This is a genomic window from Acidovorax sp. HMWF029 (assembly GCF_003060895.1).
Classification (GTDB): Bacteria; Pseudomonadota; Gammaproteobacteria; order Burkholderiales; family Burkholderiaceae_C; genus Acidovorax.
In genome coordinates, this window is sequence record NZ_QAIH01000226.1 from 2,447 (window position 1) to 13,776 (window position 11,330).

Below are 11,330 nucleotides of genomic sequence, written 5' to 3' on the forward strand. Positions count from 1 at the left end.
CCAAAAACCCGCCCACCACCTGCTGGCTCACGGCCTCGCCGGGCTGAAAGGCCATGTCCTGCCGCATGTACGCTAGGTACGGCGCGACCAGCGTCAGGTGCTGCACGCCCAGGCTGCGGGCCGTGCGTGCGGCCAGCAGCAGCTCCACCAGCTTTTCGTTGGGCTGGTGCAGGCTGCGCAGCAGCACGGCGTGCCGTGGCAGGCGGCCAGTGGTCTCGTCCACCGGCAGGCGCAGCTTGAGTTCTCCATCGGGGAAGCGGTGGCGCTCGATGGCCTGGGCCGTCAGGCCCGCGGCCCGTGCGAGGCGCAGCGCAGGTGCGGCTTCGTCGTCAAAATACAGCACGCACGCGGCTTCAGGTGCGGCCATGGTCAGAACTCCACAAACACGCGCGGCACCTCGTCGGCCGTGCCCAGGCGGTAGCCGCTGTCCCGTTCGCACGCATGGCGCGCAAACTCCAGGTCGGCCGGGTAGCTGGCATGCACGCGGTACAGCAGGTCGCCTGCGGCCACGGTGTCGCCCAGCTTGTGCATCAGGTCCACCCCGGCGCCCGGCACCTTGGGCGCCCCGGCCAGCCGGGCGACGCGGGCGATCTGGTAGTTGTCGATGCCCGCCACCACCCCGCTGGCAGGGGCCACCACATCCAGCGTCAGCGCACCCAGCGCCGGGTGGTTATGGTCAAACCCCGTGCCGCCCTGGGCGGCGATGATGGCGTTCATGCGCGCCAGCGCCCGGCCGGAGTCCAGGATGTCGCGCGCAATCGCATAGCCGTCGCCGCCGCGCACATCGGGGTCGCATTCGATCAGGCGCCCGGCCAGGCGCAGTGCCTTTTGCCGAAGGTCGTCGGGCGCGCGCGGGTCGTTTTGCAGCACGCGCATCACGTCGCGCGCCTCCAGCACCGGGCCCACGCCATTGCCCACGGGCTGGCGGCCATCGGTGATGACCACGTCCAGCGACAAGCCCATGCGCCGCGCCACATATTCAAACAGGCGGCGCAGGCGCTGCGCCTCGGGCATGGAGCGCACCTTGGCCGTGGGGCCGATGGGAATGTCGAGCACCAGGTGCGTGGCGCCCGCCGCCACTTTTTTGGACAGGATGGACGCCACCATTTGCCCCGCCGAGTCGATGGACAGCGGCCGCTCCACCGAGATCAGCACATCGTCGGCGGGCGACAGGTGGGCCGTGCCGCCCCAGGCCAGGCAGCCCCGGTAGTCGCGCACGATGTCGGCCAGTTGTTCGAGCGGCAACTCAACCTTGGCCAGCACCTCCATGGTGTCGGCCGTGCCTGCGGGCGAGGTGATGGCACGCGAAGACGTCTTGGGGCACAACATGCCGTGCGCCGCGACGATGGGCACGACCAGCATGGTGGTGCGATTGCCAGGGATGCCGCCGATGCAGTGCTTGTCCACCACCAGCGGTTCGTGCCAGTCCAGCCGCCTGCCGCTGGCGACCATGGCATCGGTCAGAAAGAACACCTCCTCACGGTCCAGTTCATTGCGGTGGCAGGCGACCACAAAGGCCGTGAGTTCGATCTTTGAATACCGGTGGTCGGCAATGTCGCGCACGATGGCGCCAAAGTCTTCTCGCGTGAGCCGCTCGCTGGCAATCTTGCGGAACAACGCCCCCATGGACGCGGGCGGCTCGGCCTGCGCCACCGACACGGTGTGGCCATTGTCCACCCCCAGCTGGGCGAAGGCGTCTTCCGACAGGCCGAGTTCGTTGCAACCCACGATGGCGGGGTCGTCCACCACATTCACCGTGGCCAGAATATGGCGGCCATTGGCACGCACCTCGATCTTGGACAGGGCCTGAAAGCCCTCGGCCCGGTACACGGCGCAGTCGCGGTGCAGGTAGGCCACGTTTTCACGCCAGGTGTCGATGGCCACCCGGCGCAACGCCAGCTGTGAGCGAGGCGGAGCGTCCGCCGAGGGCACTGGTGATGGAGGGGCAGAAGCTGATGCGAGGGAAGAAGGCTCGGCGTGCATGGCGCCAGCCTAACGCCAAAGCGCCGACAGGCACTTGGTGAACACCCCGCACCACAGCGTTTGGCGGGCGGAAACTTCGGGTGGCATGACCTGGGTCAAGCAATGCCCCACCGCCGCCATCAATCCGGCTGCAGGCGCAGCAGCCGTCCCTGGGGGCTATCCGTCACCATGTAGATCAGCCCATCCGGCCCCTGGCGCACGTCGCGAATGCGCTCGCCGTTGCCCTGCAGCAATCTTTCTTCGCGCTGCACTCTGCCGCCCGAGAGCTCCAGCCGGTGCAGGGTGCCAAATTTGAGCGAACCCACCATCAGGCTGCCCTGCCAAGCCATGCCATAGCGCGGGCTGGTCAAAAAGGCCATGCCCGAGGGCGCGATGGACGGTGTCCACTGGTGCAATGGCGGCTCCATGCCCGCCTTGGCCGTACCCTCGCCTATCTTGCCGCCGCCATAGTTCTCGCCAAAGGTGACCACGGGCCAGCCGTAGTTGCGGCCCGGTTGGGGCAGGTTGATCTCATCACCGCCCTGCGGGCCGTGTTCGTGCATCCACAGCTTCCCATCGGGACCGATCGTGGCGCCCTGCGGGTTGCGGTGGCCATAGCTCCAGATCTCGGCCAGTGCGCCTGGCTGGCTCGCGAAAGGATTGCCGGGCGGTACACCGCCGTCAGGGGTGATGCGGATGACCTTGCCGTGGTGGTTGTCGAGCTTTTGCGCATCGTCCTTGCGGTGGTAGCGCTCGCCCAGAGCCACAAAAAGGTTGCCATCCGGCGCCTGCACGATGCGGCAGCCAAAGTGCAGCGCACTTTCGACCTTGGGTCGCTGGCTGAAGAGCACGCGCACGTCCTGCAAGCTGCGCGCATCGACAGCCAAGGTGGCGCGTGCCACGGCCGTGCTGTTGCCAGCGCCGCTGGCAGCGGGCTCAGAAAAGCAGAAATAGATACGGCGGTTGCGCGCAAAGTCGGCATCCGTCACCACATCAAGCAGACCGCCCTGCCCGCCCACTGCTACCGTTGGCACTCCGGCCAGCGCCGGGCCCACCTGGCCCGTGGCGCTCACCACCCGCATACGCCCAGGCCGTTCAGTGACCAGAAACTGCCCGTCCGGCAGAAAGGCCAGCGCCCAGGGGTTTGCCAGCCCGGAGGCCACCGGGACCAGCGAGACGGTCGGCCCGCTGTTCTGGGCCCCGCTGCTGGCCACGCAGCCAAAAGCTATAAAAAATATAGCTACCTTGACTCTACTGATGCGCGCAAAGGCCGGTTTTTTCATGAAATTCACCGCAGAAAAATCACTCTGCGCAAGGATGGACGCCAAGGGCTGGCAGCCACAGGACCCGCGCGCCGAAAAATGCCCCCCCAGCGTACCGCTTTCAGGCCACCGTGCCTGGCAATCCTGGTAATCGCCGTTTAGTTGAATCAAATCAATGGCTTGCAAAACAGCTTATTTCTGATAAGCAACCATACCGTGTTACCCTTCGCCCCCATGTCCAGATGGTTTTGCCTCCTTATCCTGGCCTGCGCCATCACCGCGCAGGCAGCCCCCCAAACGGCCAATTCTGACGATATGGACCGTTTGCTTGCGGACAAAGGCCTGCTCACACGGCTGGAAAACGTGAGCCACCAAGTGGCCGACACGGCCCACACGATGGCAGGGCGGGCTTCCGACCTGGTAGTCAACGCCATGGGTTTCTTGGGGGTACCCTACAAACGTGGCGGCAACAGTGTTGAAACCGGCTTTGACTGCAGCGGTTTTGTGCGCGCCATGTACGAGCAGACCGTGGGCCTGCTGCTGCCCCGCCGCGCTGACCAGCAGGCAGCCGCCACCCAGGTCATCGACAAAAATGAACTGCAGCCGGGTGACCTGGTGTTCTTTAACACCATGCGTCGCAATTTCAGCCATGTTGGCATCTATGTGGGGGATGGAAAATTCATCCACTCCCCCCGCAGCGGCTCAGAAATCCGGGTCGAGGACATGGGCGTGGCCTACTGGAAGCGCCGTTTCAACGGCGCGCGGCGCGTGACTTCTGCCGAAGGCGGCACAAGCAGCGCCCAGGCTGCGCAACCGCAATAAACCCAGGGGCGTAGCCGATGCGCCCTCGCCAGCAGGCGGCAGGAGATCAGGGTTTGATCTCGTACACCGTCTCGGTGCTGCGAATAGGCCCTCCCACTACATTCACCGGCCCGGCAGACGGGTCCTTCAACAGTGACTTGGCGGCCGCGAGGTCAGCTCGGTAGCGTGCGCGGGCCTGGGATTCGCAGGCTTTGCGCTCTGCGGCTGCCGTGGTCCGGCACTCCTCCAGACTGACCTTGAGCCCACCACCCGCTTCTCGGATGGCCGACTGGTAGCGCTGCTGGGGCGTGGTGTCTGGCACCGCGCCTCGTGCAAGCGAGGCTTCGTCCCCTTGAACTTGCGCCAGCGCTCCTGGGGGCAGGGCCAATACACCCCCCAAGGCGCACGCAACAGCCGCCAGGGCGGCACCGGAGCGGGTCCAACGTGGATGGGTCATGGGAATTCCCTTTCTTGGCGGATGGAGCTATGCCAGAGTAGGCAGGCAGCACATGCGGCTATCGCCGCCGCGCCGCGCTGCACGGAAAGTCCCAATGTAGTCTCGCTGCCGTGGCCTGCCCCGCCAGCAGGTGCCGCGCTACCATGTCAGACACCACCCACAGGCGACCTCCATGCACCACCCTTCTGCGGCACCCGGGGTCCAGGCCCCCCATAACAAGGACTATCTGCGGCGCCTCCTGGCAGAGCGCAACCAAGCCCCCGCCAACGCAGCGGGCATCGATGCGGTCATCGAGCAGGCCTTCGTACGCAACGTGGCCATCCTGGTGCTGGACATGTGCGGTTTCTCGCGCATCACCCAAAGCCACGGCATCATTCATTTCCTGGCAATGATCCACCAGATGGAGCAAGCGGCTCGCCCCGCCATCGACGGCAATGGCGGCGAAATCATCAAGCAGGAGGCCGACAACCTTTTTGCGGTGTTCAACACGCCAGGGCAGGCTCTGGAGGCCGCGCTGGACACCTTGCGCGCCCTGCAGGCGATGAACACCGTTCTGCCACCCGAACGCATCCTGAACGTGAGCGCGGGCATTGGCTTCGGTCCCACGCTGGTCATCGCACATCAGGATCTTTTTGGCCCCGAGATGAACTGCGCCTGCAAGCTCGGCGAAGACATTGCCGGTGCCAACGAGATCCTGCTGACGGAAGCCGCCCATGCAGACCTGCCACCGGGCCGCTACATTTGCGACAGCGCCAGACACCAGATTTCGGGCATGGACCTGAACGCGCGCCGCTTCGTGCATTGCTTGTTCGAGCGGCCCTTGAACTTCACCCGATAGAGCGCCACTTCCTCCTGGTGACTCACTCAGGGAACGTTGTCCCACAGGGCGCGGCCAGCCCATTCGGTAAAGTGCCGGTGTCTCGCTCTCATCACATCCACAAACAAGCTCGCGCAAGTTCACAAAGGGGAAAACATGCTGTCAATACTGGGAACGCTGCTGGTCGGTCTGGTCGTTGGCTTCCTTGCCCGTGCCATCAAACCCGGGGACGACAAACTGGGGTGGATCATGACGGCGCTGCTGGGGGTGGCGGGCTCTTTCCTGGCCAGCTATGTGGGCCAGGCCATGGGCTGGTATGCGCAGGGCGACTCGGCCGGTTGGATCGCTTCGGTGCTGGGCGCCGTGGTCCTGCTGGTGGTGTACGGCCTGGTCAAGGGCAAGTCATCGTAAACCGCCGCTCTGGACTGCCACATGCCCAGTTCATCTCAGATGGCCGCCGGGGACCCGGATCTGGCCGCAGCAGTGCGGCGAGCCCGCAAGCTCTTGCACCGGCGCGCCCTGGTGGCAGCCGCCGCCAGCATGGTGCCCGTGCCGGGCCTCGATTGGGCTGTGGATGCAGCCCTGCTGTCCCGGCTCATTCCACAAATCAGCGCCGAGTTTGGCTTGTCCGCCGGGCAAATTGACCAGCTCGACCCTAGCAAACGTGAACAGGTGCAAAAGGCCGTGAGCCTGGTCGGTTCAGTTCTGATAGGCAAGCTGATCACGCGCGAATTGGTGCTGCGCGCCACGCAGACGGTGGGACTACGCCTGACCACCAAGCAGGTCGCCAAGTACGTCCCCCTGGCAGGCCAAGCCGTGGCTGCCACCTTGGGCTATGCCACGCTGCGCTACCTGGGGGAACAGCATCTGCGCGACTGCGTGCGGGTGGTGCAGGAGGCCGGGCTGCAACTGCCCCTTTCAGCCTCTGACCCTGCCGACAGCAAGTAGACCAGGTCCATGGGCAGATGACGCTGCTGCAGTCTTCCAGGTTGTCTGGGCCCTTGTGCGCTCCGTGAGCCTTCAAGCCAGTGGCCGCCACCGCGTTGCCCCGCGCCACCCCGTCGCCAGCGATAGTACGGGCGTAGTCCTGCTGGCTGGTGCCTGTCACGCGGAGGCACACCTCCTCCAACTCGGCCTTTCCCTCGAACGATTGCATGGGCTTGGAGATGCCAGCATGGAGTTCGGCGACGATCTCGGGTGGCACTTGGCCGGCTTTGTCCACGGCTAGGAGTCTGCGCGGCAGAAGGAGCATAGGCTGCAACGTGCGATAAACCGGTCTCGCGCGGTACTAACTCCTCCGCCCAGGGGACCACCCTGGGCTTGTCGGTAGCACCACGCGATCCTCGGTTTTCGTGCGTTTCGCTTCGATGCCTTCTGCCGCGCAGACTCCTATGCCCGTGCTGTCCCAGCCTTCGAAGGGTCTTTTGCAGGGGAATTTTTGAACGTGCGCTGGGCGGCTGAACTGCGCCCAAGGCCGCCCCTTTCAAACGCCCGGAACCCAGGGCGGCGCCCGCCGCCGGATGGTTTGGGCCTTCACGATGGCCGTGTTTGTCTGCGCCTTGTCGGCAATGCGATCGAGCACCCCGTCGAGCTGCTCGATAGAGCGCACGAACACGCGGGCCACAAAACAATCGTCACCCGTCACCTTGTCACATTCGCAGAACTCGGGCGTGTCGCGGATAAGCTGCTCCACCGCCGCCAGCTGCCCCGGCAGGGGCCGGATGCGCACGATGGCCTGCAGCTGGTAGCCCAGTGCGCGCGGCTCGATGTCTACCGTGAACGCGCGCACCACCCCGCGCTCTTCGAGCCGCCGAAGACGCTCGGAGACGCTGGGCGATGAAAGGCCCACGCGCTCGCCCAGCTCCTTGAGCGACGTGCGCGCGTCCTGGTGCAGCTGTGTCAGGATGGCTTGGTCGATGGCGTCCATTGTGTAAATGCGAATTGAACGAATTGCCTCAGATTATCAGGACGATCTGGAATACTGCCTAACGTAGAGGATTCCAATGCCACCTCGTGTTTTCTATAGTTCTGCCATCAACAACCACGGCAGAGCAACACCATATGGACAAGAAAACACAGGGCACGCTGGAGATGAGCGTCGCCATGGCCATCTCGGGGACCATCGGCTGGTTTGTCGTGCAATCGGGCCTACCCACGCTGGAGGTGGTGTTCTGGCGCTGTGCCTTTGGCGTCTTGGCCCTGGGCCTGGTGTGTTGGGCCATGGGGCTGCTGCGCGGCATGACCTGGCGCATAGCACGCTGGGCAGCACTGGGCGGCGTAGCCATTGTCACCAACTGGCTGCTGCTGTTCGGCGCCTACTCCCATGCCTCCATCTCCGTCGCCACAGCGGTCTACAACACGCAGCCGTTCATGCTGGTGGTCTTTGGCGCCCTGCTATTTGGCGAGCGAATCACGCTGGCCAAGCTCGGCTGGCTGGTGACTGCCTTCGGGGGCATGCTGCTCATCGCACAGGCCCGGCCCAGCGCAGACCTTCCGGGCAGCAACTACGCTCTGGGCATTGCCATGGCGCTGGGTGCGGCGTTCTTCTGGGCCTTTGCCTCTGTGGTTGCCAAGCGACTCACGGGCACGCCGCCACACCTTATCGCGATGGTGCAGGTGGCCGTAGGGGTTTTCATGCTCGCTCCCTTCGCCAATCTGGGCACCCCGCCGCAGGACGCTGTCACCTGGCTGCTGCTGGTCACCTTGGGCGTGGTGCACACGGGCCTCATGTACATCCTGCTGTATGGCGCAGTGCAAAAACTGCCCACCTACCTGCAAGGCGCACTCTCCTTCATCTATCCGGTGGTGGCGATCAGTGTGGACTATGTGGCGTTTGACCACCGGCTGCAACCTGCGCAATGGCTGGGTGCAGCGGCCATTTTGGTGGCCGCCGCAGCGATGAGCCAGCAGGCCACCCGGGGCCGCTCTGCTGTGCAGAACCCGGCAGGAATTGGCAACACCAAACCCCGATAGCCACGGTTTTACCGTTCGCAAACGCCCCACTCTCAAAGCCCATATCACTATCTGATGCCGTCCAGGGCAGGCAAGGGCGTAAGAGGCGTGCGGCGAGCTGGTGCTCTATCGCTGATGGCGACACCCTGTCCATGGGCCTCTTTTATGCGCAGCGGATAAACCGGCGCGTCCGCCAGGCTGCTTTCGCAGCTTGTAGCCCTGGGTCAGGACGCGCAAGGGCTCAGAGCTGGGGGGCTGGTGGCCCGCTCTCAAGACGGGCGAGACAATGTTGCCAAAACGTGCTTCAAGCTTCAGCATTGTGATGCCTGGGCCGACCGAGTCGCTCACGTGGCTTCCGACAGGCAACACCACAATGACTTGGACAACGTTTGCTACGAGACTCCAATGAAAAGCCTCCTGAATCCCCGCCGCCCCTCCCGGATCGCGCCCTGGTGCCTGGCGCTGACTTGCATCGCAGGCGCTCTGCGCGCCCATGCCGAAGCCCCCATGCACACCGACGACGCTGGAACGCTCGCCCATGGCAAGCTGAAACTTGAAGCCACCCTGGGCCGTGACGCCAAGATCCGAGGCACCGAGCTGGTGTTTGGCATGGGGCTGCAGCCCGATCTGGAGATGGAGGTATCGCTGGCCCACGCGCGTGACAAGGGCCAGAGCCCGGCCACCACGCTGCAGGGCCGCGGCTGGGGCGTGAAGTGGGTTCCCATCCAGAACGATGCGGGCTGGTCGCTGGGCGCCCGTTTCGATCTGGGCCACACCCGAGTGCGCGACGACGCCACCCTGGCGCACTTTTCCGAGCGGGCCTTCACCATCACCGGCCTTGCCACCTACCGGTTTGCCAACGACCAGGCCCTGCACATCAATGCGGGCCACCACACCGTCCGGGTGCAAGGCGTGCGCCACCGCGCCGCCACCTGGGCGGTGGGGCATGAGCTGCCGCTGACCACCAAGTTGCGCCTCACCTCAGAGATCCATGGCGAACAAAAGTTGCGCCCCGACAAGGCTCTGGGCCTGCGCTACGAGATCACCGACGGTCTCAAGGTCTCGGCAGCCGTGGGCCGTGGCAATGGGCGCAACTTCAGCCAGGTGGGCATGGCCTGGGAGTTCTAAGCGACGACGGCACAATCGGTGGCTTATGCCTGCCGCTGGCCACGACCCCGTCCACCCCGCGCCCCCAGTTGCGCCGCGCTCGAACCGGAGCGCACTGATCGCAGTCTGGACCCACGCCCTGCGCCAGCGCGCCGATGCGGCCACGCTGCAGGCGCTGGCCCCGCTGACCGACGCCGAGGCCGCACACGTGATGGCGCTGCTGCGAGACGGCGCGGCACCCATCCCTTCTGCGGCACCAGTCCCCGCTCCATCCGGTGTGGTCGCAGGCCAGTTCCGCCCCCGCATCACCCTCATGACCCTGGGCCGGGGCGACGGCCTGCTGGGCATGGCGCCCCAGGGCAAGCTGGGGCCGCGCGGTGACAGCGTGACGCTGGTGCAAGTCGAGTGGACCTACCGCACCGACGATGGCGCCACCTGGCAGACGCCTGCGCCCAACACCATCCTCAACGCCCGCCCTGCCCCCGTACAAGATCTGTTCGACACCGGCGACCCCGTGGTGCGCATGCAGCGCAACCTGGCGGCTGAGTCCGACGCCCTGGACCGCGTGTGGGACCTGGGGCTGGTCCCTGTCGATGGCACCAAGCTGCAATGGCGCCACCGCGCCGCCGCTGCCACGCTGGGCCCTGTGTGGACACTGGCACAGGAAGCGCACTTTGGCGACTTCTGGGCCGAGCAGATTCCGCAGCTGCGCGCCGAGGGCTGGAGCGTGGTGGTGCACCCCGGTTTTGCGCACGAAAGCGTGCCGGTACAGCGCTGGAAACTTCTGATCGCCCCCGACACCGGCGAGCTGCTGGGCAAAGAGATCGATGGCCCGCTGGCAGAGCGCCAGCGCCCTGTGCAAAAGCTCATGCTGCCCGAGCGCGAGGGCGCCTGGCTGCTGAGCCTGGGTATCGAGATCGACGGCGAAACGCTGGACCTGGCCCCCATGCTGGCCGACCTGCTGCGCCGCGACGCGCGCTGGCTCAACGCGCAGCAAATGGCCGCCATCGACGACATCGCCATCATTTCGCTGCGCGCCCCCGGCGGCAAACGCATCGATGCGCCCGCCGGCCCGCTCAAGGCCATTGTGGGTGCCATGGTGGACCTGCTGACCGACCCCACCCGCAACCAGCGCAAGGACGGCGACCCGCTGCGCCTGGGTGCCTGGGAGGCCCGCCGCATCGAAGCCCTGCGTGCCGGGCTGGTGTTGGCGCACCGCGTGGGCACCGTGAATGGCTGGAACAACGACTGGCAACTGCAAGGCGATGCGGGCCTGAACCAGCTGGCCCAGCGCCTGCGCCGCATCGGCACCCCCCAGCCGGTGGCCGCACCGCAGGGGCTGCAAGTGCAACTGCGCCCCTACCAGCTCGAAGGCCTGTCCTGGTTGCAATACCTGCGCGCCCAGGGCCTGGGCGGCATATTGGCCGACGACATGGGCCTTGGCAAAACCGCGCAGGCGCTGGCCCATGTGCTGGCTGAAAAGGAAGCTGGGCGTCTGGCCCGGCCGGCGCTGGTGGTGGTGCCAACCTCGCTGCTGTTCAACTGGCAGGCCGAAGCCGCCCGCATGGCGCCCAGCCTGCGCGTGCTGGCCCTGCATGGCGCCGACCGTGGCAAACGTTACCTGCACATCGCTGACCACGACCTGGTGCTGACGACCTACCCCCTGCTGTGGCGTGATGTGGAGGCGCTGGCGGCAGAGCCCTTTCACCTGCTGATCCTGGACGAAGCCCAGATGGTGAAAAACGCGGGCAGCCGCAGCGCCCGCGCACTGCGCCGCCTGCAAGCCCCGCACCTGCTGTGCCTGACGGGCACGCCGCTCGAAAACCACCTGGGCGAGCTGTGGGCGCAGTTCGACTTTCTGATGCCCGGCTTTCTGGGCGATGTGCGCAGCTTCAACGCCCGCTGGCGCAAGCCCATCGAAGAAAACGGCGAAACCCTGCGCGCCCAGTTGCTGGCCCAGCGCGTGCGCCCC

At 65.8% G+C, this 11,330-nt stretch carries 12 protein-coding genes; 7 read left to right on the forward strand and 5 right to left on the reverse strand.

Annotation, left to right across the window (positions count from 1 at the left end):
* From DBR12_RS23035 to DBR12_RS16840, 3 genes are all read right to left on the reverse strand, one after another.
* A partial coding sequence (locus DBR12_RS23035) for a ribose-phosphate pyrophosphokinase-like domain-containing protein (RefSeq protein WP_233244650.1) occupies positions 1–367 on the reverse strand: 367 nt, incomplete at its 3' end.
* A gap of 2 nt (positions 368–369) precedes the next feature.
* Positions 370–1,899: a thymidine phosphorylase family protein gene (locus tag DBR12_RS16835; protein WP_108618335.1), complete on the reverse strand. Its 1,530-nt coding sequence runs from the start codon at positions 1,897–1,899 to the stop codon at positions 370–372.
* Between the two features lie 203 nt (positions 1,900–2,102).
* Positions 2,103–3,245, reverse strand: coding sequence for a PQQ-dependent sugar dehydrogenase (locus tag DBR12_RS16840; RefSeq protein ID WP_108618336.1), 1,143 nt, complete (start codon positions 3,243–3,245; stop codon positions 2,103–2,105).
* Between the two features lie 213 nt (positions 3,246–3,458).
* Here DBR12_RS16840 and DBR12_RS16845 point away from each other — a divergent pair, with 213 nt between their 5' ends.
* Entirely contained in the window at positions 3,459–4,046 is a 588-nt protein-coding gene (locus DBR12_RS16845) for a C40 family peptidase (protein ID WP_108618321.1), read from the forward strand.
* 46 nt (positions 4,047–4,092) lie between these two features.
* On the opposite strand, the gene DBR12_RS16850 is transcribed toward DBR12_RS16845, so the two are convergent.
* Entirely contained in the window at positions 4,093–4,482 is a 390-nt protein-coding gene (locus DBR12_RS16850) for a hypothetical protein (protein WP_108618322.1), read from the reverse strand.
* A gap of 172 nt (positions 4,483–4,654) precedes the next feature.
* Here DBR12_RS16850 and DBR12_RS16855 point away from each other — a divergent pair, with 172 nt between their 5' ends.
* From DBR12_RS16855 to DBR12_RS16865, 3 genes are all read left to right on the forward strand, one after another.
* A complete protein-coding gene (locus tag DBR12_RS16855; protein WP_108618323.1) occupies positions 4,655–5,320 on the forward strand; it encodes an adenylate/guanylate cyclase domain-containing protein in 666 nt (221 codons plus the stop codon).
* 135 nt (positions 5,321–5,455) lie between these two features.
* Positions 5,456–5,710 carry a GlsB/YeaQ/YmgE family stress response membrane protein gene (locus DBR12_RS16860; RefSeq protein WP_108618324.1) on the forward strand — a complete coding sequence of 85 codons (255 nt, stop codon included), beginning with the start codon at positions 5,456–5,458 and terminating at the stop codon, positions 5,708–5,710.
* A 21-nt stretch (positions 5,711–5,731) separates the two neighbouring features.
* Positions 5,732–6,247, forward strand: coding sequence for a hypothetical protein (locus DBR12_RS16865; RefSeq protein WP_108618325.1), 516 nt, complete (start codon positions 5,732–5,734; stop codon positions 6,245–6,247).
* A 535-nt stretch (positions 6,248–6,782) separates the two neighbouring features.
* On the opposite strand, the gene DBR12_RS16875 is transcribed toward DBR12_RS16865, so the two are convergent.
* On the reverse strand, positions 6,783–7,226 hold the full coding sequence (locus DBR12_RS16875; protein WP_108618327.1) for an Lrp/AsnC family transcriptional regulator: 444 nt from the start codon (positions 7,224–7,226) through the stop codon (positions 6,783–6,785).
* A 134-nt stretch (positions 7,227–7,360) separates the two neighbouring features.
* Here DBR12_RS16875 and DBR12_RS16880 point away from each other — a divergent pair, with 134 nt between their 5' ends.
* The 3 genes from DBR12_RS16880 to DBR12_RS16890 form a co-directional block, all read left to right on the forward strand.
* Complete coding sequence (locus tag DBR12_RS16880; protein WP_108618328.1) at positions 7,361–8,272, forward strand: DMT family transporter; 912 nt, start codon at positions 7,361–7,363, stop codon at positions 8,270–8,272.
* 384 nt (positions 8,273–8,656) lie between these two features.
* The gene (locus DBR12_RS16885) at positions 8,657–9,379 is read left to right on the forward strand and encodes a hypothetical protein (protein ID WP_233244653.1); all 723 of its coding nucleotides are present in this window, start codon (positions 8,657–8,659) and stop codon (positions 9,377–9,379) included.
* A gap of 25 nt (positions 9,380–9,404) precedes the next feature.
* Positions 9,405–11,330: DEAD/DEAH box helicase (locus DBR12_RS16890; protein ID WP_233244655.1), on the forward strand; the 1,926-nt coding region annotated here is incomplete at its 3' end.